A 23,188-nucleotide genomic window follows, 5' to 3' on the forward strand; every position below is an offset into this window, starting at 1 on the left:
ATGCCGCCATTGATACTCTGTTAATGACGATTGCCGCGACGGCTTGCGAAAGCAGCCCGGGTCTCTTTCTGTCACGGCATTTCGCAAGTCCGCTTAACCAAAACTACAACGGACTTTGCCAAGGTCGGCGCATGCATAGTTTCACCAAAAACGATTTTCAGGCGGGCACGGCAACAACCGGGCAGGACGACATTTCCAGCAATGAATTGCGCATCCTGCGCGATCTTCTCCAGCTGCTGCCGGCCGGCGTGACGGTCCAGGACGAACAGGGCCAGTTCATCCTGGTGAACGAAGCGGCAGCGAGCCAGTTGCAGCTGGCAGCCGGCGCGAGCCAGCCGTCGCCGGTCGACGAGCGCCATGCCGCCAACCTGGACCTGTTGCGCAGCGGCCGTCCGGTGGTGCTCGAGGAGGTTCTCGCCTGCGGCGCCTCCAAATACGTGTTCCTCACCTCGCACCGGCCGGTGCAGATCGCCGGGCGCAATCTCCTGATTTCGACCTCGACCGACATCAGCGAACAGAAGGCGTTCGAGGACCAACTGTTCCGCTCGGCCTATTACGATGAACTGACCAGCCTGCCGACCCGGCGGGTGATCGAGCATCGCGTCAACGGCCTGATCCGCGACTCCTCGCAGAGCCAATTCGCGCTCGCCTTCCTCGATGTCGACAATTTCAAGCACATCAACGACTATTACGGCCACGCGATCGGCGACGCACTGCTGGTCGAACTGTCCAAGCGGCTCGGCCACGCGCTGCGCGAGACCGACATCCTGTCCCGGATCTCCGGCGACGAGTTCCTGCTGCTGCTGAACCCGATCAGCGGCAATGACGAGGTTGCCGAATTCATCCATGTCATGCAGGAGCGGCTGAAGGCGCCGTTCTTCATCGAGGACTCCGAGATCTTCGCCTCGACCTCGATCGGCGTCAGCCTCTACCCGGTGCATGGCCGGGGCTACGAGGCGCTGCGCCAGAACGCCGACATCGCGATGTACCGCGTCAAGAACAACGGCAAGGGCTCGATCGCATTCTTCGACAACAGCATGGAGCGCGAGGCGCTGGCGCGGATGAAGATCGAGCAGTCGCTGCGGCTGGCAATCCTTGAAAAGCGCTTCTGCTGCGCCTTCCAGGCCAAGGTCGACATCCGCACCCTGGAGGTCAAGGGCATCGAGGCGCTGGTGCGGCTGCGCGACGACGAGGGCGTGATCCAGGCGCCGGGCACCTTCATCGACCTCGCGGTGGAGCTCGGCCTGATCGACGAGCTGACGTTTCTGGTGCTGGCGGAGATCGTCAAGTCGATCGACCTGATCAACGACACGTTCGGCCCCACGGCGACGATCAGCATCAATGTCGCCGCCAAGCAGGCCTCCAACCTCGAGTTCATGCGCCGCTTCGCGATCGCGATCGAGGAGACCGGCTTCCCGAAACGATTCATGATCGAGGTGACCGAGGACGCGTTCGTGACCCGGTCGCATTTCCAGGACCAGATCGTACCGATCCTGCGCGGCATCGGCGTCGGCATCTCGATCGACGATTTCGGCATCGGCTATTCGTCGCTGTCAGCGCTCGCCGACATCACGGCCGACGAGATCAAGATCGATCGCTCCTTCATCACCGACATCCATCAACGGCCGCGCAGCCAGGGCATCCTGCGCGCGATCGAATCGCTGAGCGAGGCGCTCGGCATGACCGTGATCGCCGAGGGCATTGAGTCCTACGAAGAGCTCACCTATCTGCAGGCGGCGACCAAGATCCGTTACGCGCAGGGCTTTTACTTCGCCAAGCCGATCTTCCTCGAGGACCTGAAGCCGGCGACACCGGTCGCCAGCGAGAGCCGCGCCAGCATGGCGGCGCGCCCGGCCCAGGAAGGCCGCCAGAGCTACTCCCGCGCCAGCGGTTTCAGGCGATAGCACCGCGAAGCGACAGCGCCCCTCGCTGGGCACGTTGCCAAAATATTGAAAACAACCCCATGCACAGTAGCCGGCGGCCGCCGGCGTTCGACCAGGCGACTTGACACGTCGGGCAACTCACCGGCACAATTCCATTACTCCGAAATCTCGCCGTGAGTCTGCGGTTCCTCCAGCCTGTCGCCCCTGCCTGGTGCGCAATTGCTCACGGGAGCAGGGACGACGATGAGGATGGTTCTCGATTCAAGGCGTCACACCACGCGGTGTCATCACCCGCGCATGCGGGTGATCCAGTATTCCAGAGGCAGCAGTGCTCGAGCCGAGGAGCCGCGGCGTACTGGATCGCCCGGTCGAGCCGGGCGATGACATCGAATGCAGCTACTTCTCCAGCACCGGCAATGGCGGCACGCTGTCATTGGCAGAGCCGGCCTGCATCGTGATCAGCGTCATCGAGACCAGGTCGTAGTAGCCCATGATGCCGATGATATCCATGATGCCGCGCTCGCCGAACTTCTCCAGCGCAGCCTTGTAGACGGTGTCGCTGACCTTCCGGTCGCGATAGAGCGCGATGCCGAGATCATAGAGCGCGGCTTCATCGTCCTTCATGCCGTCGGGCCGCGCGCCCTTGGCGATCGCATCCGCGATCTTCGGATCGAGCCCGCCCTTCATCGCCAACGGATAGTGCGCGGACCATTCGTATTGCGCGGTCCAGTGCCGCGCCGTGATCAGGATCGCCATTTCGCTCAGCCGCGGCGGCAGCGAGGTGTTCCAGCGCAGATAGTCCGACAGGTTCGACAGCTTCGGCGCCAGGTCGGGATTGCGGATATAGGCGCGGTAGGGCGGCGCGGTGAACTTCGCATTCCGCGGCGGCGCGCTGATCAGGTCGGCCCAGGCCTTTTGCCGCGGCGACAGCTCCTCGGCCTTGAGCGGCGCGAAACGCACGGCGTCCTCGGCTCGGGCTGCGGCTGGTGCAGTCAACGCCAGCACGGCCAGAACGCCCGCCCCAGGTAATTTTCTCATTGTTGCTCTCCCTTTCCGCTGCAGGCTTCTCGTGTCCTGCACGATCGCGCGAGCTTAGTCGCGATCAAGACAGATGCAACGCGGCGAGTGCGCGTTCGGGCCGCACCTACCGCCACGCCCGACGTCAGCCTATATTGAGGGCGTCCGAAGCGGCGCGAAGGTGTCAGCCATGCAGCCTGTGTCTATCCTCCTGAACATCCTCTGGATCCTGATCGGCGGCGCCTGGATGGCGTTTGGCTGGCTGATCGCCGCCGTGATCATGGCCGTCACCATTATCGGGCTGCCCTGGGCACGCGCGGCGTTCAACATCGCGGTCTACACGCTGTTGCCGTTCGGCTCGCGTGCCGTACGGCGCGACGAAGTCACCGGCATGTCCGATATCGGAACCGGACCGCTCGGCGTGATCGGCAATCTGATCTGGTTCATCCTGGCCGGCTGGTGGCTCGCGATCGGCCACCTGATCACCGCCATCCTGCTGGCCGTGACCATTATCGGCATCCCCTTCGCCTGGGCGCATCTCAAGCTTGCCGGCATCGCGCTGTGGCCGATCGGCAAGGTGATCGTGCCGGCGTAAGACGCAGTCCGCAGGCGGATCGCGAGGCGTTCGTCAGCGCGCCAGCGCGTCGACCTGCGCTTCGAGCGCTTCGATCACCATCGTCAGCGAGGCCGCCTTGCCCATCGTCCGCGAAATGATCGGCGCGCCGGACTGGAAGCCGGTCAGCCCGGCGATCATCATCACGGCGCGGACGCGCGCCTGCGCCGTCGTCAATCGCGCGCTGGACGCTGCGATGATCAGCTGGGCCACGAGCTCGATTCCCGGCCGCCACAGCCCGGCATAGAGAACCTCGAACGCCCGCCCGGGATCCGCCAGCTCGCGCTGGACGAACAGGCGATTCTGCTCGCTCGCCGACGTCAGCAGGAAGCGCGCCAGCGCCGTGAGCAGCAGCTTCAACTGCGCACGGGCGCCGTCCGGATCGGGTGCCCCCTGCAGCGATGCGAGGGCGGCCTCGCCGACCGCTGCCATGCTCTCGCGATAGCGCGCCAGGATTTCATGCGCGCAGGCGAGATAGAGGCCTTCCTTGTTGCCGAAATAATAGTTGAGCGCAGGCAGGTTGATGCCCGCCTCCTCGGCGATCTGGCGGGTGGTCACCCGGGCAAAGCCGCTGTTGCCGAACGCCGCGAGCGCGGCGTTGAGGATGCGGTCGCGGGTCTCGTCACCCTTCTTGTAGGGGGTCGTGGCCGATCGCGTCGGCGGCGGCAGGGGGCTGTTTCGTGCGCTCATCGGAAAATCATATCACACGATATTATTTATTGCATTTTCTATCGCTTGATATAAATTCGTTGAATCTAATCAAGATCAGGGGGAGCCGCGGATGCAGGCCGGAACGCTGGAAAAGCTGCGCAGCAATGTCGCCGCGCAGAAGGAGAGAAATCCCGGGATCTACGGCAAGGTCGATTTCTCCATCGTCCCGGAACGATTTGCGCAAGATGCCGGCACGCCGAGCGTGCTTCCCGAAAAATTCGCCGAAGCCCGAGCCGCATTGCTGGCCGATCCCGACCGCATGGCATTCATCCGCGGCTACACGATGATGGGCGACCCGCCGGCCGACGCCTATGCGGCGCTGATGCGCGAATACGGCTTCCGCCGCCTGGTCACCATGCTGGTTCAGGCCTGCGATGCCGGCGTCGAAGCGGTGGCCGATGCGCCTGGTGAACTGATCGCGCTGATCCGCGACATGGAGCGGACGCCCGCCTGGCTCGACATGAAGCTGGTCGAGGAAGGCGCGCGGATCGATCGCAACGCGGCCGCCAATCTGAGCCCCTTCATCATCCGCGGCGCGTTTCTCGCCACCTTCATGAACAAATACGCGGCGCTGCCGATGGCGATCACCAACGCCTTGTCGAGCGGCTCATCGGCACGGCGCGTCAAGGAGACCGCGACGTTCTTTGCCACCTCAGTGCTTCCAGGTGCGCTCGGGCGGTTCGGCGCGGGCTTCAAGGCAGCGGCTATGGTGCGGCTGATGCATTCGATGGTGCGCGCCAACGTGATGCGCCGCGCCGACAATTGGGACATCTCGGTCTACGGCATCCCGATTCCGCAGGTCGACCAGATGCCCGCCGGACTGATCCCGATCTTCCTGCTGGCGCAGAAGGTGCTGGCCGACGGCCGCACCGAGTTCACAGCGGAGGAACGCGCCCGCGTCGAGCTTGCGCGCTACCGCTGCGTCCTGCTCGGCCTGCCGGAGGACCTGCTCGCCGATACGCCGAAGGGAATTGTCGATCTCATGCTGCTGCGTTCCGCGACACTGCGGGCTGGCTATGACGACGAGACCTGCGGCGAACTGGTCCGGGCCACGATGGCGGCAACCTTGCGCTCCGACGAATCCGTTGGCAGCCGCCTGTTCGAATTCTTCGAACGCAGCTTCGCGAAGACGTTCTTCCTGAACAGCTTCCTGAACGGCGACAAAGCGAGGGCCGCATCGATCGGCGTGCCGATCACGGCCAAGGATCGCACCGTGACAGCGCTGGTCGGGATCTTCCTATTCACGCGGCTTGCGCTCTACCGGCTGGCATCCCGCATTCCCGGCCTGCGCGAGGCCGCGGATCGGCGGCTGGTCAAGCGAATCGAAAATCTCTTGAAGGACTACGGCCACGCCGAGTTCACGACAGATGCCTCGGCCTATCGGCCGGCGCATCCATCCGTGGTGAAATCCTGAAGCGCAATGAGATTGAGTTAAACTGAACGACGCGAAGACCTTGCGCTCCCTCTCCCGCTTGCGGGGGAGGGCTGGGGTGGGGGTATCACCGCGAATCCCATCGAGGTGAGAACCCCCACCCGCCGCGCTCAGGCGCGCAAGAGCGCTGCCGAGCGCGTCGGCCTAAGAGCGAGCTTCGCTCGTCTCGACCCCGCAAGCGGGAGAGGCGAAGTCAATCTGCGGTCCGACTGTGTCAGCCAAATTCATCGCGCTTTAGCGCGCCGCCTCGCAGCCGGGAATGTCGAACACCGCGGTCAGGCCGCAAGGCGAGTTGAGCATCTTGCCACCCTCGTGGCCGACGCCGGGCACATCCCACACGCTGTGGTTCGGCGCGCCGTGGTCGCGGGCCTGCATCGCCGCGACATAGGAATGCCCGCGCGCATAGCGATACGGCCCTTCGGCTTCCGCCATGCAGGATTTGTCGAGCGCGGGATGATTGGGGTTGGTGTCGAGCGTTCCCAGGAGATAGATCACGCGGCGCGCGACATAGGCCTGCTCGAGCGCCACCGGGGTCGGCTCGGCGAGATAGGGCGGACGGTCGTCCATGCCGAACTTCCAGCTGTTATAGCCATGACAGTTCGCCGCGATCGCAGGCTCCGGCCGCTCACTGGTGAAATAGGCGTAGGAGGATGGATTGGCGACGACGTAGCGCACGCCGATGCCCTCGCGCAGCAGCACCTGGTCGCCCTCCACCGCGATCGCATAGCGCTGCACCACCTGGCCGCCGCCGGAATGGCCGAACACGACGACCTGCTTCAGGTTCGGAAACAGCTTGCGATCGCCGAGTTTTGCAAGGATGGCATCGAGCGCCTCGAACGAGCTGGCCGGGTTGGGCGCAAGCGCAGGCTCGCCGCCCTGCCAGCCATAGAGGCTCCAGCGCAGCGTTTCCGCCGGCAGCTTGAACGCCTCGACATCGGGCTCGATCAAGAATTGCGGCGCGATCATCAGCGTGCTCTTGCCGATATCGCCGGCCGCGGCCTGCGCGCTCAGCGCCGCGCGGAAATAGTCGTCGGCATTGCGCAGCACCCCGTGCAGCACCAGCACCGCGCGGGTGACGTCCGGCAGCGGAGTGGACCAGTCGGCCGAGAGGTAGACCGGAAAGGTCGCGTTGCCGACGGCAATGCGACCGCTCGCGATTTCCTTGACCGGCTTCTTGTCACGCCCGATCTGCGGCTGCGTTGCCGACACGATCGGCGCGTATGCCACCGTCAGAACGAGCAGCGTCAACGCCGCAAGCCAGCTTCGATGATGCATGGTTCAACTCCGTTGGTGCCATTCTTGTTTTGACGCGTTTTCTTGACGCGAACCGGAACCCACTTCGCTCGAAAACGCTTTGGCAGGGACGATGCGATCGGACGGGATCATGGCGCGTCAGACGCCGATTCACCCATGAATTTTCAGAAAGCTTCCGGATGACACCTTACGCCGCGAGCCGCCCGCGATTGTTGGCAGCGAGGATCGGGCGGATCAGGCGGCCGAACCTCTCGGCCTCCTCATCGTGCAGATAGCCGGACAGGCAGAAGGAGTGGCAGCCGGCGTCGATGAACTGCTGCAAGGTCGCGGCGCATTGCTCGGGGTTGCCGACAACGGCGATGCCGGCGCCGGGCCGCACCTTGGTGATCCCGGTCCACAGATGCGGCATCAGGAGGTCGCCGTAGTCGCGCGCGAGCTGCTGCACGCGCTGGTTGGCCTCGGAGCGGACGTAAAGCGTCTTCATCTCCTGCTTCTGCCGCTCGGTGGCGTGGCGCACCAGCTGGTCGGCCGCCTCCCAGGCGCCGGCCTCGTTCTCGCGGCAGATCACCTGCAGCCGCATGCCGAAGCCGATCGCATCCTCGCGGTCATGCCCCCGCGCCATCCGCCTGATCTCGGCGATATTGTCCGCGATGCGCTCCGGCAGATCGCCCCAGAACAGATGGACGTCGGAATGCTTCGCCGAGACCTCCCAGGCCTGCCGCGAGCCGCCGCCGAGATAGAATTTTGGAAACGGCTGCTGCAGCGGACGCGGCCGGATATGCGCGCCCGAGATGGTGTGAAACCTGCCCTGGAAGTTCACCGGCCCGCGCGTGGTCCACAGCGCCTTGAGGATCGAGACCTCCTCCTCCATCAGCGCGTAGCGTTCCTCCTTGGCGTAGCGCACGCCTTCGGCCTCGACCTCGCTCTCGTTCTGCCCGGCGATCAAATTGATGCAGATCCGCCCGCCCGACATCTGGTCGAAGGTCGAGATCATCTTGGCCATCAGCACCGGGTTGATATAGCCGGGCCGTGCTGCGATCAGCGGCTTGATCCGCGCCGAGCGCGCCGCCATGAAGGCGCCGGATATCCAGGCTTCCCAGCACACCGAGCCGACCGGGATCAGGAGATATTCGAACCCGGCGTCCTCGGCCGCCTTGACCACGCGGTCGCAGAGTTCCGGCGACCCCGCGATCTGCGCCTCCATCAGCCCATAGGCCGTGGTGTCGCCATGCGTGGGCAGATACCAGCCGAATTCCAGCGGACGCATGGGCAAACTCCCTCGAAAGACGGCCTTTTGGGAAGACCTGTCATGTTGGCGCAGGCAGTTTACAGCCCTCGGCCGGTCGGACAACGCCGTTGCCGACCCGGAGCCAATCAGCTAAATGGTGGCCGGTACGCACCCGTAGCTCAGCTGGATAGAGCGTTGCCCTCCGAAGGCAAAGGTCACACGTTCGAATCGTGTCGGGTGCGCCACTTCGGTACAAAACTGGGCACTCCAAAACCTGCCGATTTTGCGCCGGACGCGGCGACGAGAGTGCGCAAGAGCACGCTTTTCGATCCCGTGATGCGAACTTCTTGCGCGTCCACCTCGATGCGCTGGGCCAGCGCGCGCAGGTGATCGCGGCGGTAGCCGCCCTGTTCGGTCCGCATGCGCCGGCGGGCCTGGCTGGCGAAGGCCTTGAGCGCCTGGGGTGTGATGCTCGGCCCAGCCCGATCCAGCGCACCCTCGCCCCGCTCCGCGTCGGCGCGGGCCTGGTCGCGGATCGACTTCAGCTCGGTTACACGCTCCTTGAGCATCGGGTCTGAGACGTCGGCGATCCCGTTTTCGATGGCGTCGTATAGCCGCTTGAGTTTGGCTTCCGCTTCGGCCGCACGCTTGCGCAATTCGGCGATATGCGTCGTTCGGCGCTCGGCGCGCTCCTTCCGGCGATGCAGGACGGCCGATAAGACTTCCTCGAGACGTTTGGGCTGCAAAAGGCGGTGCTCGATGTGCTCGGCTACGACGCTGTCGAGCTTTTCCATGGGAACGGTGCGGCCTTTGCAGCCGGTCTCGCCCTGCCGGGCCTTGGTCGAGCACGTGTAGTACCTGTACCGTCCACTCTTCCCGGTCCTCAGTGTCATCGCGCCGCCGCAGGTGGCGCAAAAGCAGATGCCGGTAAGGAGGGTCGGTCCGCTGACGACGCGCGGCGCGGTCAGCGCCGGGCAGCGCGTCTTGCGCAGCATCTGCACGGCCTCGAACTCGGCCGCATCGATGATCGGCGGCACCGCCATTTCCACCACCTCGGCGTCCGGTTTGCGCTCGCGGGTCTTCCAAAATTTGGTGTTGAACCGGTGACGGCCGATGTACGTGGTTCGCGTTAGTACCTTGTGCACGGCATCGACGCCCCAGCGTCCGCCATCGCGCGTTCGGATGCCGGCTTCGTTCAGATGCTTGGCGATCGATTTGACGCCCATCGACCCGGATGAGCCGCTTCCTTCGCGCGCCAGGCGATAGATCAGCCGCACGGTCTCGGCCTGGATAGGATCGATCTCCAGCGTCTTCTTGGTGCGATGGCCGCGCTGCTCACTGGCTTCCACGATACGGTAACCGATCGGCGGCAACGCGCCATTCCAGAAGCCTTGCCGTGCGTTCTCCTTCATCGCTCGCAGCGTGTGCTTGGCATTCTCCTTGGACTGATATTCGTCGAACAGTGCCATGATTTGGCGGATCATGTTGCTCATCGGATCATCGCCGAGTTCCTGCGTGATCGACACCAGCCGCACGCCATTCTTGGCGAGCCGGCGGACATAAAACTCAAGCTGGAACTGGTCGCGGAAGAAGCGGCTGAAGCTGTGGACCAGGATCACGTCGAACGCCGGCGGCTTGACCGTCGCCGCGTCGATCATGCGCTGGAACTCCGGCCGCCGATCGTCGATCGCGGACGCTCCGGGCTCGACATAGTCAGCGACGATCTCCCACCCACGAGACGCACAATGAGCCTTCGCCTGGCGGCGCTGATCCGGGATAGAAAGATCGCTGTCTGCTTGCCGCCCCGTCGAGACCCGCAGGTAGAGAGCCACCCGAACCGTCGCTGCCATGGTGATTTCCCCCTTAGCCGTCTCCAAACAGCTCGTCGAACAGGTCGCCGAACCAAGCCTCAAAGACGGCGATCTCGGCTTCAGCAACCGGCACGTCTTCCGGCCAGTCATCCGTCACCGTCCATGTCACCGAAGTGCGCTTCGCTCCTCGCCGGCTAGGACGCGCGGGCGCCACTGCATAGTCGTAGAGATCGTCGCATTGCACGTTGGTCGACACGCGCCGCTGCGATTCTTGAGAGCGAGCCATGGCGCCATTGTGGCAAGCTTGGCCGATCCACTGAACAGCCGAAGCGCGCGCTACATCACGCTGCTGTGCTCCGACCTCGCGCTTCGTCTGCCGGCTGAGCGCAATCGCGCAGAGCAAGCTATGATCGCATGGCAGCAAAGGCCGGGCCATCGGAGCGCAGTCAAGGCCGCAAGCCGGCGCAGCCGGTCGCGCAAAGCGCGAGCCTTGACGGCGCACCGTTGGTCCGGCAGCGGTCTCGCATGCGATCATGGCGGGCATCCCGCCGAGCCTGCGCAACACGACGCTACGCTGCGAACGATGGCGCTCGGAACGTTGATTTTGAATGCTTTCTCGGTTCGAGCGGCACCAGACCGCTTCATACGGTGCCGCTGCAGTGCCATCTGAAACAATGTGCAGACAAACACTTAGGACCCCCGACGGCACAGAGCGACACCGTCGCTTTTATCTTGCCGTCCTAATCGGTCGAGATCCGCACTCCAGCTCTTGGCCGGCAATGTCAGGTATTGTCGATAGCGGACCAGAAGGCAGACATGGCAATGCCGACGCGAATGACCCACAGGAGACATTCCGGCTCCTTGCGCTCGCAACTGCGGAGCTCGCATGTCAAGATTAGCGCGGGATTGGAAGCTAGGCGCGAGCGAGAGATTAGTATGACCGGTCAAGTCTGGATCAGTGAAGTGATGAGCAACAACGAGCTCGGCAACAAGCTCGGGCTTCGTCAAAAATGGTTCGGCGAGCCGTGGGAAGCTCCATATGTGAACCATCGCGTCCCGGACACGAGCAAGACGGTGTTCGCGGCCATTATGAAGCACTACGCCGGCCACACGATGAGGCGAGAAGACATGCCGGAAGCGTCGGCCGTGTACAGCATGTCTCATTTCAAGCGCGCAAAGGACATCTTCTTTCTCGGCGGATTCCTCGGCGTGAAAGGCAAGGTCGCCGAGGTGCTTTCCAAGTTCGATTTCGGTGTGGGCGGCGGGCTCGTGCGCCATACCATCTACGAGGCGGACCAGAAGACGCCGCTGGCGGGTCCGTTCTACATCATCAATTTCGGGTCGAAGAAGGATTGTTTTCTTCCGGACGCAAGCACCAACATTGGGAAGCCATCAGTCCACCATGAGACGGGCAGAACTCGTTGGTCGCTCGCCTATCTCAAGGACGGCGATATCGCGGTGTCCCCTGCTGCCTTGGTTGGGGCGGATCTCTGGATGTGTCCCGGCGTGGAGGGGCGCATCTTTATGAGCCATCGCCTCGTCGAGGCGCTGAGGACCGCGCTCATCGATGCGGACTTCGCTGACTTCAAGCTGCATCGCTGCAGGGTCGTGTGAGAGCTGCGGAGAGGATCGTTGCGGGAGGGCAACCGGGCGATGGCGGGCTGCTATAGTGATCGAACGCGGATGCTCAGAAATGTCGCCTTCTGGCCCATCGCGCCGTTCCCGGAATTGATCGAAATGGCCGCAATCGGAGGCTAACCGGACGGCCTGCAAAATTGGGAAGACAGCCGCCCATAAGGGGTAGCACAAGATCGCAGTGCGTCGCTGGTTATCCGGCCGGATCGCTTGGGCGGCCGCTACGTCATAGCGCCACGGCGAAGCAGTAGTGCCCATCTTCATCGGCCGTGGCGCGCCACTTCGTTTTTTCTACCCGATTTGTTGTCCGGCCATGGTACCGGCCGATCTGCCGGTTTCCGGCAGACCGGCCTCGCCTCAATGATGAGCCGACACGCTCTTCATGTATTGGGACATGAGATCGGCACCGGCAAAGTGGCCCACGTCCCCTAGGCTGACCATGCCGACCATCCGTTTGCTCTTGTTGATGACAGGCAGCCTGCGGATCTTCAGCGTCTCCATGTGATGCACCGCTTTCGCCAGATCGTCGTCTTCCCGGCAGCAGTGAATGCCTTCGGTCATCACATCCCGCGCCGTGGCGCGCGCAGAGTTGAAGTTCTTGTTCGCCAGACCTTTGCAGACGAGGTCGCGATCCGTCACCATCCCGATCAGACGATCGTCTTGCCCGATCGGAATGCAGCCGACGTCGTGCCCTTGCATCAATTTTGCGATTTCGGTGATCGGGGTATCGGGGCTAACCCAATCGACACCCTTGTGCATCACGTCCTTGACCTTCATGGAGGATCTCCCTTGCAAGGCAGCAGCCCCCTCGCGTGCAACTATACAGCAGATCGGGTGCGACCGCATGCGCGCTGCGCCCTGGTCAAGACGCAGCGAGCAGGACGCGATCCCTAATTCGGACGCCGCGCCAGGTTCAAGTTCCGGGCCTTGTCCAGATTGCGGGCCTCGGCCAGCGCCGTCGCGCTCGGCAAGACGGCAGACGCGAGGTCGGTCTCGGTCAAATCGGCGCCCGCGAGATTGGCGCCGGAGAGGTCGGCTCCCGCCAGGTCGGCCTTGTTGAGGTTGCAGTTCGCCAGATTGGCGTTCTGCAACTGGGCGAATTCGAGATCGGCGCGCGCGAGATTGGCGCCGCTCAAATCCGCATTGCGGAGATCGGCGGATTTGAGCACGCCACGCATCAGGCCCATCGATTGGTTGCGCATATCGGCGCTCAAATCCGCGCCTGCGAGCTTGGCCCCGATCAGGCTGGCACCGGATAGATCGGCGGTGATGCGGGCGTCGCTCAGATCGGCGCCGCCAAGCTTGGCGCGCTGCATCTGCGTGCCGAGCAGCGATGCCTTGACGAAGGACGCCCCCGTCAGATCTGCGTCGATGAGCCAAGCCTGGTTCAGGATGGCCCGATCGAAGCGCGCGGCTCTCAGATTGGACCGATTGAACTTTACGAGATGAAGGTTGCCGCCGGAGAAGTCGAGGCCCGAGAGATCGAGGCGCGACAGCCGCTTTGCCTCCAAATCTACAGTATGTCGGTCCCCTTGAGGCGCCATCTTGAGGAGCGTGTCGACCTCGGCGCGCGTCATCTCCGACGTCGTCATGTCGAGACTGTCGAGGTCGACGCTGCGCAACATGTCCTGCGACATGGCGGCAATCGGATCAACGAGCAGCGCCGCCATCGATACAACAACAAACGCGAGACGAAACCGCATCGCCGTCTCTCCGCCTCTAAGGTATCGCCTCTCGCATCTCCGCACCGGACGCTGCGTGGAGATTCGCTTCCGGCGTCACAGTATGAGACCGGATCACGGTTCGGGCAATGCTCGTGACCGTTTCGTGCGCAGGAACGGGCCTCGGCAGCGCGACAACCGGTCGATGCGAGCCTGCCGTCTTTCAGCTCCGGCTCAGCAGCTGCCAAGTCGACGTCGCATGCGCAATCGGCTCGCCGGACGCGTTGGAGGCCTGAGACTGCAGGAAGAAGGTCTTCCGGCCGCGCTTCAGGAAGGCCGCGTGACAGGTCACGCGCCCTTCGCGGGCCGCGGCGAGATATTGCACCTTCATCTCGAGCGTGGTGCCGGGACCCGCGACGTGGTTGACGAGATGCCCCATCGAGATGTCGAGCGCGGTCGCGAGAACCCCGCCATGCAACGTGCCTTGCGGATTGAACATGGGCCTCTCGACATCGAACGAGACGATGCACGCCTCGCCTTGGTAGGCGATCTCGAGGCCGAAGAAGCGCGACAGGAAGAACGAACCGAATTCCTGCCGCTCGTCTTCGACGGCGCGAAGCATCATCTGCTCGGCGATATCTCTCATGACGACACTCATTTGGTCACGATATTCACGTGGGCGATCGCACGAAGCTCCGTCCAAAGTCTCCGAACGCGCCTTCGCGGGCGAATCTCTCGAGCCGATCGTCGGTCCAGCCGCGCCATTCCGCAAGCACCTCGCGCGTGTGTTCGCCGAGCATCGGCGGCGGCGTGGAAGGCGCCGGCGGTTCGTCGCCGAACCGCGTCGGCCGGGCGATGAACCTGACATCCCCCGCCGCTGGATGGCTGACGCTCTGGACCATGCCGCGCTGCGTGAGTTGCGGCGTCTCGCAGACTTCGCCGACCGACTTGATCGCGCCGCAGGGAATACCGGCCACGGCGAGCGCCTGCAGCCAATCGGCACGGCTCCTGCGGGCGAAGATGGGAGCGAGGATCGCGACGAGTTCGTTGCGGCTCGCCGCGCGTTTCGGGGCGGTTTCGAAGCGCGCATCTTCGCGCAGGTCCGGCCGGCCGATGACGTCGCAAAACGCCGTCCAGAACTTGTCGTTCGCGACCCCGACATTGATCCAGCCGTCACTCGCCTCGAACGGCTCGTACGGGCTGATGGTCGGATGGACGTTGCCCCGGCGCCTCGGGCTTTGTCCCGAGGCGAAATACATGCCGGCGTTGAACGTCAGCAGCGACGCCATGGCGTCGAGCATCGAGACGTCGACCCGGCCGCCCTCGCCCGTGCGGCTCTTCCGCATCAAGGCGGCCAGCACCGAATGCGACGCGTACAGGCCGGTGACGAGATCGGCGATCGAGGTGCCGACCTTGGTCGGCGGCCCCTTGGGATCACCGGTGATGTCCATCACGCCGGATTCGCCTTGCAGGATCAGATCATAGCCGGGCCGCAAGGCGTCCGCGCCGGTGCGGCCGAACCCCGAGATGCTGCACAGGATGATGTCGCCCTTGCGGGCCCGCAGCGCCTCGAAGCCGAGGCCCCATTTGTCGAGCGTGCCCGGCCGGAAATTCTCGATCACGACGTCGGCAACGGACGCAAGATCGAGCACCGCGTCGCGCCCCGCCGGCGATTTCAGATCGATGGCGCAACTGCGCTTGTTGCGGTTCACCGACAGGAAATACGCGCTCTCGCCGCCGACGAAGGGCGGCCCGTAGCGGCGGCTTTCGTCGCCCTGCCGCGGATCCTCGATCTTGACGATGTCGGCACCGAGATCGCCGAGCTGCATCGTGGCAAACGGACCCGAGACCACGCGGCAGAGATCGAGAACCCTGATGCCCGACAGCGGCTCGCGATCAGACGACCGCATCGGCGAGGTCCTTCATCGACGGCACCAGGATGTCGGGCTGGTGCGGCGTGATGCCGAACGGGCGGTTGCGCCGATCGATGAAGGCGGTCCGCATGCCGGCGGATTTGGCGCCGATGCAGTCGAAGGCATGATTGGCGACGAACAGCACCTCGGCGGGCTTCACGCCCATGATCTCGGCCGCCTTGGTGTAGGTCGCGACATGCGGCTTGAACGAATTGGCTTCCGCCACCGAGATCACGCGATCGAACGGGACCTTGTGGTACTGTTTCGCGGTCTCGAGCATGTCCGGATCGCCGTTCGAGAGCACCACCAGCTTGTATCTGGTTTGCAGCCGCGCCAGCGCCTCCGGCACTTCCGGAAACGGCACCAGCTTCTCGATCTCGCCGACAAGATAGCGCACCTCGTCCATCGTGTAGTCGATCCTGGCGCGGTCCATCACGTGCGACACCGCGCGATGCCCGATCTCGCGATAGGGCGTGTGCTCACGATGCAGCAGCGCATCGATCATCGAATTCTCGAAATGGGTGCGGCGCCACCAGGTGACGAAGGAATTCGGATCGCCGTTCCAGCCTTTCTTCGCGAGGAACGGCGTCGCGATCCTGGTCAGGCCGCCCTGCATGTCGACGACCGTGCCGTACTGGTCGAACATGCAGATCTTCACGTCGCGCTTGATGGTCTCAAAGCTCATTGATGCCTCCTGGGTTCAGGTCGATTGGATACGCGCCGCGCCGCCATAGATGAAATGGATTTGTGATCTCCGACTATTCACGATATGAATGATGCCATGAACCTCCGATCCATCGACCTCAATCTGCTCGTCGCGCTGGACGCACTGCTGACCGAACGTCATGTCACCAAGGCGGCCGACCGCGTCGGTCTCAGTCAACCCGCCATGAGCAACGCGCTCAACCGGTTGCGCGCGATGTTCGAGGACGAACTTCTGGTGCGGACGACAAGCGGGATGAAGCCGACGCCCCGCGCCACCGAACTGGCGGAGCCGCTGCGCCAGGTGCTGCGCCAGGTCGAGCGGGTGATGGCGAGCGACGCCGGCTTCGATCCGGCCCGGACGGAACGCACTTTCACGATCAGGATGTCGGATATTCTCGCCTGCCTGCTGCTGCCGCGACTCGCCGCGGCGCGGCCGCCGGATGCGCGGATCTCCTACAACACGATCCATCTGCCGCCGGCCCTCACGATCGATGCGCTGGAGCGGGACGAGATCGACGTCGCAGTCAGCATGGGACTCGAACACTCCGCATCGATCCGTTCGGAGACGCTGCTGCGGGACCGCATGGTCTGCCTGATGCGGAGCGGTCACCAGATCAAGCGCGGCCGGCTGACCTTCGAGCGCTTCATCGCGCAGGAGCACATGAAGGTCTCGATGAGCCCGGCCGACCTTCGCTTCGTCGACGACGTGCTCGCCGAACGCGGCCACCAGAGACGCATCGTGCTGAATGTGCCGCATTGGCTGGTCGTGCCTCACGTCTTGAAGAGCACCGATCTGCTCGCAGTGATGCCGCGGCACCTCGCCGCCGTGCTGATGGACGACGGACTGCGAATGGAGGAACTGCCGTTCGAGTCCGCGCCTTTCGACTGGATGTTGTACTGGCATCGCCGATACGATCAGAGCAATGCCAATAGCTGGCTCCGCGATCGGCTGAGGGCGGCGTGCTCCGACCTGGGCTAGACACCGATGTCCGCCGGCCTCCGCGCGATCGACGGCTCGCTTCCCGTCTCGGCATTCGCCACGGCCGACGCGTCCTCCAACGAGCGTCCCTTGGTCTCGAATCCGAACACCAGAAACACCACGGCCTGGAACACGAGGATGCCGGCGAGGGTCGTCAGCACGCCGGTCAACCCTTGCCAGGCGAAGATCGCGACCACGACGTACTGCACCAACGCGGTCGCGATGCGTCCGGACGTGGCGCAGATCGCCGTGCCGCGAAGCCGGTAGCGCGTCGGGAACAGTTCAGGGACATGCATTGCGAACCCGGTCGCCAGCATGACGTAGATCGCGGTGACGAGAAGGAAGCCCACGCCCGCGAGCGCAACACCGTCCGCCATGTATGGATAGGCGATGCCGAGCACGGCTGCCGCAATCGACGAGCAGACGATCGAGAGCCGGCGTCCCAGCCGGTCCGCCAGCACGAGCCCGATCAGCGATCCGACCGGACCGCCAAGCGCCATCACGGTGGTGTAGCCCAGCGAGGAGACCACGCTATGGCCGCCCTTGACCATGAAGGTCGGCAGCCAGCCGATGAACCCGTAGAGGCTGAAGCCGACGACGATGTGCAGCAGGCTGCCGAGCAGCGTGCGTGCGAGATATGGCGGCTGGAACAGGCGCCAGACCGCGCCAGGCGGTTCCTGCACCGTCGCGCCGGCGCCGACGGGAGCCAGCGTTCCCTTGTGCGCGGCCTCCGCTTCGATCGCCGACAGAATCGCCTCGGCCTCATCGGTGCGGCCGTTGGCAGCAAGCCAGCGCGGCGATTCCGGCATCGACTTGCGCAGGAACCAGACGATCATCGCCAGGATGCCGACGAGGCCGAACATGTAGCGCCAGCCGAGTGTCGGGATCACCCACAGACCGATCATGGACGACGCGAACAGCGAGAAGTTGGTGATCACGGCCAATAGCCCGATCCAGCGGCCGCGCGAAGCCGTCGGCACGAACTCCGTCAAGGTCGCATAGCCGACCACTATCTCCGCGCCGAGCCCGATGCCGATGATGAAACGCAGGCCGATCAGGACGGCCATGTTGGGCGCGAAGGCCGCCGCGATCGACGCGAGGCCGAAGATCGCGAGGTTCATCTGGTAGGAGAAGCGGCGGCCGAAGCGGTCGCCAAGGATGCCGGAGAACCAGGCACCGATCGTCATGCCGACAAAGGTCGCGGAGACGAATGCCGCGTTGAGCTCGAGCGTCGACCAGCCTTCCTTGAGCACCGCACCCAGCACGCCGCCGGCCAGATAGATGTCGAATGCGTCGAGGAACATGCCGGCGCCGATCAGGGCCAGGATACGCCAGTGGAATCCGCAGATCGGCAGCCGGTCGAGGCGCGCGCCCGCGTTGATGTCGATGTCGGCGGATCGCGCCATTCCAAACCTCCCTGCCCGGCCTTATGCGAGCCGGATGTTCCGATGATCGATTGATGACGCGCAGGGGGTCGTCGTCCAATTCAAATCGAAAATTCGACTATTTGGCGGACTGATGAAGCCGATGCGGGCGTCGCGCTCGCGACGCAAGACGCCAGCACAACTTGACCAGCCGCGAGGTCGCTCGCTTTGAAGGCGCAGCCGATCGAACACAGCTGATGCAGACCCGAAGCAGACACGCGCTACACGCGCGTCTCGTGCAACTCGCGTGGTCCATATCCGAACTGCGAGTTGTCGTGATTCGCGTTCCATCCTGACACCGAGCTGACGCGCATTCGCTGTCGTTAACGCTTTCATCGCCGCGCGATCGCGAAATCACGATGTCGGCACAAACATTCACAACGGGTTCATGTCGCCGCCACTATTCAACTCCAACGCTGGGGGGAAGAAGATTGGAGTATGTGCCATGCGCCGCATCGCCGGACTGCCTTTCGCCTTAGCTCTCAGCCTCTGCTGTCTCTCTCCACCTCACGCTGCGCGCGCGCAGCTTGCCATCGGCATCGGCATCAGCGTCGATGCAGCACCGCCGCCCTTGCCTGTTTACGAGCAGCCGCCAATCCCTGGCGACGGCTACATCTGGACGCCCGGCTATTGGGCGTGGAGCGACGACATCGGTTACTACTGGGTTCCCGGCACATGGGTGCTGCCGCCCGCACCTGCATTGCTATGGACGCCCGGCTATTGGGGCTGGAACGATGGCGCCTACGCGTTCCACGCCGGTTATTGGGGAGCGACCGTCGGCTTCTACGGCGGCATCTCTTATGGCTTCGGCTACACCGGCATCGGCTATGAGGGCGGCTATTGGCGCGGCGGCAACTTCTTCTACAACAGTTCCGTCAACAACATCTCGAATGTCTCGGTCACCAACGTCTACAACAAGACCGTCATCAACAACACGACCAACGTCAGCTACAACGGCGGCACCGGCGGCACCGCGGTGAGACCGACGCCGCAACAGCTCGCCGCGGCGAACGAACACCATGTGGCTGCGACCGCCGAGCAGACCCGGCACGCGGAAGCGGCGATGAAGGATCCGGCGCTGACGCTCGCCAACAACCATGGTCATCCGGCGGTCGCCGCGACCGCGCACGCGGCACGGTTCAGCGGTGCCGGCGTGATCGCCGCGCATCCGGGCAAGCCGATCGCGGCGCCGCCGCCCCATCATGCGCAATCCGCGACAGGGCATGCTCCGCAGACGGGAAATGCCGTGCCGCCAGGACACGCTCTGCCGAGCGGAAACGCGCTGCCGCCCACACATGCATCGCCGACCGGGCACGCCTTGCCTTCCGGAAACGCGCTACCGCCGGCACAGACAACGACGACAGGACACGCCTTGCCCACCGGAAACGCGCTACCGCCGGCCCACGCGTCGACAACGGGACACGCCTTGCCCACGGCAACCGCCTCGCCGGCTGCACACGCGCCGCCGACCGGACACGCTCCGCCGGTCGCCGCCAACCATCCCGCTCCGGCGCCGCGCGTCGCAGCGCCAGCCGTGCATGCGCCGAGACCTCAGATCGCACAGCACGCGCCACCTGCGCCGCGCCCGGCCGCGCATCCGCCGGCGCCGCACGTCGCGCAAGCAGCCGTGCATCGTGCTCCGCCGCCGCCCCGGCGTGCGCCGCCACCGCACGTGTCGCGGCCGGCACCTCGGCCCCATCCCGCGCCACGGCCGCAGCATCCCGCTGCGAGGCCAGCGCCACACAGGCACGCGTGATCCAGCCTATCGGCGTGCCCGCAACGGCACGCCGATGTCGTATGAGAACCGATCGCGTGCGGAACGGCACGCGAAGCAAATCAGTCACGGGATTTCAGGCGCGCCAGGCGTACCGTCAGGCCAGCTCGTCGGCTGCGTCCGCGATCGCGGCATAAATCTCAACGAGGTCCGCCTCCGTCACGCAGTAGGGCGGCATCACATAGATCGTGTTGCCGAGCGGGCGAAGCAGCAGGTTTCGACGGGCGAAGAAGGCCTGAAGCTTGGGGCCGATGCCCGCGAGATAGCCGGCATCGCCTGCCTTCAGGTCAAGCGCGGTGATGGTGCCGGTGCGGCGGACATTCTCGAAGCGGGCGTCGGCGCGGAATGGTGCGATCAGACGCTCCTGCATCGCGGCGAGCGATGTGGCGCACTCGCCCGCGCGGTGTTGCCAGAGCTCGAGGTTTGCTCTTGCCGCGGCGCAGGCGATCGGGTTTGCCGTGTAGGAACTGGAATGGAAGAACATCCGCGAACGATCGCTTGAATAATGCGCGTCGTAGATCTCGGCCCGGCAAAGCGTCACCGCGAGCGGCAGCGATCCACCGGTGAGACCTTTCGAATAACAGGCGATGTCCGGCGTGACGTCGGCCTGCTCGCACGCGAACAACGTGCCGGTGCGGCCCCAGCCGGTCATCACCTCGTCGGCGATGAACAGCACATCATGGGCTTCGCAGACCCGCTTCATTTCCTTCAGTACCCGGGGCGGATACATCAGCATCCCGCCCGCGCCCAGGATCAGCGGCTCGACGATGAACGCGGCCGCGGATTCCGTCCTGCACGCGGCTTCGAGCGCATCAAGTGTCGCCTGCTCGTGGCCGGCCGCGGGAAACGGGATTGATTCGACGTCGAACAGCAGCGGCTCGTACGCCTTGTTGAACACGCCGCGGGCGCCGACCGACATCGTTCCCACGGTGTCGCCGTGGTAGGAGTGCTGCATCACGATGATGCGCGTGCGCGGCACGCCGACATTGTGCCAGTAGCCGAGCGCCATCTTCAGCGCCACTTCCACGCTGGTCGAGCCGGAGTCGGAGAAGAACACATACTCCAGGCCGCGCGGCGCCAGCTTCAGGAGCTGCGCGGCGACCTCTTCGGCCGGATCATGGGTATGACCGGCAAAGATGATCTGGTTGAGCTGTTCGGCCTGGTTCTGGATGGCGCGCACGATATGCGGATGGCAATGGCCGTGGGTCACGACCCACCAGGATGAGATCGCATCGATGATCCGGCGGCCATCCGCGGTGTAGAGATAGGCGCCCTCCCCGCGCACGATCCTGGTCATCCGGTCGTGCAGCGCGTGCTGGGTGAACGGGTGCCAGATCGGCGATTTCCGAGCTGATGTCATGGGTTGAAATCGTCGCGGCGGAACGAGGCGTTGAAGGCCGTCTGCAGCGTGTCTGCGGCGAGCGGAGACAGCCAGGGCAACCGGCCGAGCCGACGGACCTGCCCGAACTCGCAGATCGCCCGCTCGCTCTCGGGATTGCTCTCGCCGATGAACGCGATCCCGAGAACATCAATGTTGCGCTTGCGCAGCGCCTCGACTGACAGCAGCGAGTGATTGATGGTGCCCAAGGCAGTGCGGGCGCAGAGCACGACCGGCAGCCGCCACCGTTCGAACATGTCGATGAAGAGCGTGTCGTCATTGAGCGGCACCATCAGCCCGCCGGCGCCCTCGATCACCAGCGGCCGGCCGCCGGTATCTGGCACGTCGAGCGCGGCTGGATCGATCCGCAAGCCATCGATCGCGGCGGATTGATGCGGCGACGCCGGCTTTCGAAGCCGGTAGCGTTCCGGCACGATGCGATCGGCGGCAAGTCCCGCAAGCCGCGCCACCAGCTGCGCATCGGTCTCTTCCTCGAGGCCGGACTGGACCGGCTTCCAGTAGCTTGCGCCGAGGAAACCGGCGAGGCCCGCGGAGAAGATCGTCTTGCCGATCCCGGTATCGGTGCCGGTCACCACGACGCGGCTGATCATTGCGCCCAGCCCTGCGTCTCCGCGACGAGCGCATCGAGCAGTGCGCGCACGTCGTCCTCATCGACATTGAGGGTCAGCGCAATGCGCAATCGCGCGGTGCCGGCCGGCACGGTCGGCGGCCGGATGCCTCTGATGTCAAATCCGCGCGCCTGCAGCGCCGAGGCAAGCCGCATCGCGCGCGCATTGTCGCCGACGACATAGGGCACGATCTGCGAACGCGACGGACTGCGCCAGCCGCGCAGATCGAGCTCGCGATGTGTGAACGCAACCAGGTCTGCGAGGCGCTGCTGGCGCTCGGGCTCCTGCTGCAGGATCAGCAGCGCCTCGCGCACGGCAACGGCCACAAGCGGCGACGGCGCGGTGGCGAAGATGAACGGGCGGGATCGATTGACCATGAAGTCGCGCAGCACGGTGGAGGCCGTGACCAGCGCGCCTGCTGCGCCCAGTGCCTTGCCGCAGGTATGAACGATCACGAGATTCTCGCGCCCTTCATAGGGCGCCGTCAGCCCGCGGCCCTGTTCGCCGTAGACGCCGGTGCCGTGCGCTTCGTCCACCATCAGGAACGCGTCGTGCCGTTCGGCGATGGCGATGAGGTCGTCGAGCGGCGCGACGTCGCCGTCCATGCTGTAGACGCTCTCGACCACGATCCAGACCCGGCCCATTCCGCCCTCGGCGCGCCAGTCGCGAATGGTGTCCTCGACCGACCCGGGATCATTGTGCGCGCTGAACCGGAACGCGGCCCGGCCGGCCCGCGCGCCCTCATGAATGCTGGCGTGCACCAGCGCATCGAGCACGAGCAGGTCGCCGCGCTGCGGCAGCGTCGTCAGCACGGCAAAATTCGCGACATAGCCGCCGCCGAAGAACAACGCGGTCTCGGCGCGGAAGAACGCGGCGGCCTCGGCTTCCAGCCGTTCATGCTCCTCGCAATTGCCGCGCAACAGCCGCGACCCGCCGGCGCCGATCGGTGTGCCGGCCTCGATCGCGGCCGAGACAGCCCGCTTGATGCGCGGCGCGCTCGCCAGCGCCAGATAGTCGTTCGATACGAAATCGATGCCCGCGCGCGGCTTGAGACCGCGCAGCCGATCGTCCTCGCGCAGGGCGTGCAAGGCCGCGGCGTAATCAGCGGCCTTGGCCGCCTGAATTGCGCTCATGCTTCACT

21 protein-coding genes and 1 tRNA gene are annotated in these 23,188 nt (G+C 64.7%); 7 read left to right on the forward strand and 15 right to left on the reverse strand.

Translation table 11 applies throughout. The features are described 5' to 3' along the window. Window positions 1–131 precede the first annotated feature (131 nt). Complete coding sequence (locus CO675_RS06440; RefSeq protein WP_198964508.1) at window positions 132–1,904, forward strand: putative bifunctional diguanylate cyclase/phosphodiesterase; 1,773 nt, start codon at window positions 132–134, stop codon at window positions 1,902–1,904. 375 nt (window positions 1,905–2,279) lie between these two features. Here the strand turns inward: CO675_RS06440 and CO675_RS06445 are convergent, their stop codons facing one another. After that, window positions 2,280–2,921: a carboxymuconolactone decarboxylase family protein gene (locus CO675_RS06445; RefSeq protein ID WP_097671196.1), complete on the reverse strand. Its 642-nt coding sequence runs from the start codon at window positions 2,919–2,921 to the stop codon at window positions 2,280–2,282. 169 nt (window positions 2,922–3,090) lie between these two features. On the opposite strand from CO675_RS06445, the gene CO675_RS06450 reads away from it, so the two are divergent. Beyond that, the gene (locus CO675_RS06450; protein ID WP_092120423.1) at window positions 3,091–3,495 is read left to right on the forward strand and encodes a YccF domain-containing protein; all 405 of its coding nucleotides are present in this window, start codon (window positions 3,091–3,093) and stop codon (window positions 3,493–3,495) included. Window positions 3,496–3,528: 33 nt separating this feature from the next. Here the strand turns inward: CO675_RS06450 and CO675_RS06455 are convergent, their stop codons facing one another. Next, window positions 3,529–4,203 (reverse strand): CerR family C-terminal domain-containing protein, encoded by a 675-nt coding sequence (locus CO675_RS06455; protein ID WP_097671197.1) that lies wholly within the window; start codon window positions 4,201–4,203, stop codon window positions 3,529–3,531. A gap of 91 nt (window positions 4,204–4,294) precedes the next feature. On the opposite strand from CO675_RS06455, the gene CO675_RS06460 reads away from it, so the two are divergent. Next, window positions 4,295–5,638: an oxygenase MpaB family protein gene (locus CO675_RS06460; protein WP_097671198.1), complete on the forward strand. Its 1,344-nt coding sequence runs from the start codon at window positions 4,295–4,297 to the stop codon at window positions 5,636–5,638. 252 nt (window positions 5,639–5,890) lie between these two features. Here CO675_RS06460 and CO675_RS06465 read toward each other — a convergent pair whose 3' ends face one another. Together CO675_RS06465 and CO675_RS06470 are read right to left on the reverse strand one after the other, a co-directional pair. Beyond that, complete coding sequence (locus CO675_RS06465; RefSeq protein WP_097671199.1) at window positions 5,891–6,931, reverse strand: alpha/beta fold hydrolase; 1,041 nt, start codon at window positions 6,929–6,931, stop codon at window positions 5,891–5,893. Window positions 6,932–7,097: 166 nt separating this feature from the next. Beyond that, on the reverse strand, window positions 7,098–8,177 hold the full coding sequence (locus tag CO675_RS06470; RefSeq protein WP_097671200.1) for an LLM class flavin-dependent oxidoreductase: 1,080 nt from the start codon (window positions 8,175–8,177) through the stop codon (window positions 7,098–7,100). Between the two features lie 129 nt (window positions 8,178–8,306). Here CO675_RS06470 and CO675_RS06475 point away from each other — a divergent pair. After that, window positions 8,307–8,383: transfer RNA gene (locus CO675_RS06475), tRNA-Arg, on the forward strand. Here the strand turns inward: CO675_RS06475 and CO675_RS06480 are convergent. Continuing rightward, window positions 8,354–9,988 (reverse strand): recombinase family protein, encoded by a 1,635-nt coding sequence (locus tag CO675_RS06480; protein WP_097671201.1) that lies wholly within the window; start codon window positions 9,986–9,988, stop codon window positions 8,354–8,356. The two genes, CO675_RS06475 and CO675_RS06480, sit on opposite strands and share 30 nt — an antisense overlap. Before the next feature lie 13 nt (window positions 9,989–10,001). Continuing rightward, window positions 10,002–10,352, reverse strand: coding sequence for a hypothetical protein (locus tag CO675_RS39795; RefSeq protein WP_143278893.1), 351 nt, complete (start codon window positions 10,350–10,352; stop codon window positions 10,002–10,004). A gap of 533 nt (window positions 10,353–10,885) precedes the next feature. Between CO675_RS39795 and CO675_RS06490 the strand changes: the two genes are divergently transcribed. After that, complete coding sequence (locus CO675_RS06490; RefSeq protein WP_097671203.1) at window positions 10,886–11,563, forward strand: hypothetical protein; 678 nt, start codon at window positions 10,886–10,888, stop codon at window positions 11,561–11,563. A gap of 378 nt (window positions 11,564–11,941) precedes the next feature. Here the strand turns inward: CO675_RS06490 and CO675_RS06495 are convergent, their stop codons facing one another. The 5 genes from CO675_RS06495 to CO675_RS06515 all read right to left on the reverse strand — a co-directional run bounded on the left by CO675_RS06495 (window position 11,942) and on the right by CO675_RS06515 (window position 15,843). Next, window positions 11,942–12,361 carry a CBS domain-containing protein gene (locus CO675_RS06495; protein ID WP_097671204.1) on the reverse strand — a complete coding sequence of 140 codons (420 nt, stop codon included), beginning with the start codon at window positions 12,359–12,361 and terminating at the stop codon, window positions 11,942–11,944. A 113-nt stretch (window positions 12,362–12,474) separates the two neighbouring features. Next, on the reverse strand, window positions 12,475–13,287 hold the full coding sequence (locus tag CO675_RS06500) for a pentapeptide repeat-containing protein (protein ID WP_097671205.1): 813 nt from the start codon (window positions 13,285–13,287) through the stop codon (window positions 12,475–12,477). A 181-nt stretch (window positions 13,288–13,468) separates the two neighbouring features. After that, window positions 13,469–13,891: a PaaI family thioesterase gene (locus CO675_RS06505; RefSeq protein ID WP_198964509.1), complete on the reverse strand. Its 423-nt coding sequence runs from the start codon at window positions 13,889–13,891 to the stop codon at window positions 13,469–13,471. Between the two features lie 25 nt (window positions 13,892–13,916). Further along, window positions 13,917–15,155 (reverse strand): CaiB/BaiF CoA transferase family protein, encoded by a 1,239-nt coding sequence (locus CO675_RS06510; RefSeq protein WP_097671206.1) that lies wholly within the window; start codon window positions 15,153–15,155, stop codon window positions 13,917–13,919. Beyond that, a complete protein-coding gene (locus tag CO675_RS06515; RefSeq protein WP_097671207.1) occupies window positions 15,142–15,843 on the reverse strand; it encodes a haloacid dehalogenase type II in 702 nt (233 codons plus the stop codon). Before CO675_RS06515 ends, CO675_RS06510 begins: the two co-directional genes overlap by 14 nt. A 96-nt stretch (window positions 15,844–15,939) precedes the next feature. On the opposite strand from CO675_RS06515, the gene CO675_RS06520 reads away from it, so the two are divergent. Next, complete coding sequence (locus tag CO675_RS06520) at window positions 15,940–16,842, forward strand: LysR family transcriptional regulator (protein ID WP_097671418.1); 903 nt, start codon at window positions 15,940–15,942, stop codon at window positions 16,840–16,842. On the opposite strand, the gene CO675_RS06525 is transcribed toward CO675_RS06520, so the two are convergent. Further along, a complete protein-coding gene (locus tag CO675_RS06525) occupies window positions 16,839–18,248 on the reverse strand; it encodes an MFS transporter (RefSeq protein ID WP_097671208.1) in 1,410 nt (469 codons plus the stop codon). The genes CO675_RS06520 and CO675_RS06525 overlap by 4 nt on opposite strands. Window positions 18,249–18,711: 463 nt before the next feature. Between CO675_RS06525 and CO675_RS40890 the strand changes: the two genes are divergently transcribed. Beyond that, window positions 18,712–20,022 (forward strand): YXWGXW repeat-containing protein, encoded by a 1,311-nt coding sequence (locus CO675_RS40890; protein ID WP_198964510.1) that lies wholly within the window; start codon window positions 18,712–18,714, stop codon window positions 20,020–20,022. Between the two features lie 115 nt (window positions 20,023–20,137). Here the strand turns inward: CO675_RS40890 and CO675_RS06535 are convergent, their stop codons facing one another. Genes CO675_RS06535 through CO675_RS06545 form a run of 3 tightly spaced genes read right to left on the reverse strand, consistent with a single transcriptional unit; the run spans window position 20,138 to window position 23,180 of the window. Beyond that, a complete protein-coding gene (locus CO675_RS06535) occupies window positions 20,138–21,400 on the reverse strand; it encodes an adenosylmethionine--8-amino-7-oxononanoate transaminase (protein WP_097671209.1) in 1,263 nt (420 codons plus the stop codon). After that, the gene (gene bioD / locus CO675_RS06540; RefSeq protein ID WP_097671210.1) at window positions 21,397–22,029 is read right to left on the reverse strand and encodes a dethiobiotin synthase; all 633 of its coding nucleotides are present in this window, start codon (window positions 22,027–22,029) and stop codon (window positions 21,397–21,399) included. Before bioD ends, CO675_RS06535 begins: the two co-directional genes overlap by 4 nt. Further along, window positions 22,026–23,180 (reverse strand): 8-amino-7-oxononanoate synthase, encoded by a 1,155-nt coding sequence (locus CO675_RS06545; protein WP_097671211.1) that lies wholly within the window; start codon window positions 23,178–23,180, stop codon window positions 22,026–22,028. The genes bioD and CO675_RS06545 overlap by 4 nt, the downstream gene beginning before the upstream one ends. Between the last annotated feature and the right edge of the window lie 8 nt (window positions 23,181–23,188).

Origin of the sequence: Bradyrhizobium sp. C9, from assembly GCF_002532045.1 — a bacterium.
Lineage (GTDB): Bacteria > Pseudomonadota > Alphaproteobacteria > Rhizobiales > Xanthobacteraceae > Bradyrhizobium.

What these genes read in the sequence shown, in the direction of transcription:
- CO675_RS06450 (WP_092120423.1), top strand. Translation starts at nt 3,091, where the DNA reads ATGCAGCCTGTGTCTATCCTCCTGAACATCCTCTGGATCCTGATCGGC.
- CO675_RS06455 (WP_097671197.1), bottom strand. Translation starts at nt 4,203, where the DNA reads ATGAGCGCACGAAACAGCCCCCTGCCGCCGCCGACGCGATCGGCCACG.
- CO675_RS06545 (WP_097671211.1), bottom strand. Translation starts at nt 23,180, where the DNA reads ATGAGCGCAATTCAGGCGGCCAAGGCCGCTGATTACGCCGCGGCCTTG.
- CO675_RS06495 (WP_097671204.1), bottom strand. Translation starts at nt 12,361, where the DNA reads ATGAAGGTCAAGGACGTGATGCACAAGGGTGTCGATTGGGTTAGCCCC.
- CO675_RS06480 (WP_097671201.1), bottom strand. Translation starts at nt 9,988, where the DNA reads ATGGCAGCGACGGTTCGGGTGGCTCTCTACCTGCGGGTCTCGACGGGG.
- CO675_RS06515 (WP_097671207.1), bottom strand. Translation starts at nt 15,843, where the DNA reads ATGAGCTTTGAGACCATCAAGCGCGACGTGAAGATCTGCATGTTCGAC.
- CO675_RS06460 (WP_097671198.1), top strand. Translation starts at nt 4,295, where the DNA reads ATGCAGGCCGGAACGCTGGAAAAGCTGCGCAGCAATGTCGCCGCGCAG.
- CO675_RS06470 (WP_097671200.1), bottom strand. Translation starts at nt 8,177, where the DNA reads ATGCGTCCGCTGGAATTCGGCTGGTATCTGCCCACGCATGGCGACACC.
- bioD (WP_097671210.1), bottom strand. Translation starts at nt 22,029, where the DNA reads ATGATCAGCCGCGTCGTGGTGACCGGCACCGATACCGGGATCGGCAAG.
- CO675_RS06440 (WP_198964508.1), top strand. Translation starts at nt 132, where the DNA reads ATGCATAGTTTCACCAAAAACGATTTTCAGGCGGGCACGGCAACAACC.
- CO675_RS06510 (WP_097671206.1), bottom strand. Translation starts at nt 15,155, where the DNA reads ATGCGGTCGTCTGATCGCGAGCCGCTGTCGGGCATCAGGGTTCTCGAT.
- CO675_RS06490 (WP_097671203.1), top strand. Translation starts at nt 10,886, where the DNA reads ATGACCGGTCAAGTCTGGATCAGTGAAGTGATGAGCAACAACGAGCTC.
- CO675_RS40890 (WP_198964510.1), top strand. Translation starts at nt 18,712, where the DNA reads ATGCGCCGCATCGCCGGACTGCCTTTCGCCTTAGCTCTCAGCCTCTGC.
- CO675_RS06535 (WP_097671209.1), bottom strand. Translation starts at nt 21,400, where the DNA reads ATGACATCAGCTCGGAAATCGCCGATCTGGCACCCGTTCACCCAGCAC.
- CO675_RS06445 (WP_097671196.1), bottom strand. Translation starts at nt 2,921, where the DNA reads ATGAGAAAATTACCTGGGGCGGGCGTTCTGGCCGTGCTGGCGTTGACT.
- CO675_RS06505 (WP_198964509.1), bottom strand. Translation starts at nt 13,891, where the DNA reads ATGAGAGATATCGCCGAGCAGATGATGCTTCGCGCCGTCGAAGACGAG.
- CO675_RS06520 (WP_097671418.1), top strand. Translation starts at nt 15,940, where the DNA reads ATGAACCTCCGATCCATCGACCTCAATCTGCTCGTCGCGCTGGACGCA.
- CO675_RS06500 (WP_097671205.1), bottom strand. Translation starts at nt 13,287, where the DNA reads ATGCGGTTTCGTCTCGCGTTTGTTGTTGTATCGATGGCGGCGCTGCTC.
- CO675_RS06525 (WP_097671208.1), bottom strand. Translation starts at nt 18,248, where the DNA reads ATGGCGCGATCCGCCGACATCGACATCAACGCGGGCGCGCGCCTCGAC.
- CO675_RS06465 (WP_097671199.1), bottom strand. Translation starts at nt 6,931, where the DNA reads ATGCATCATCGAAGCTGGCTTGCGGCGTTGACGCTGCTCGTTCTGACG.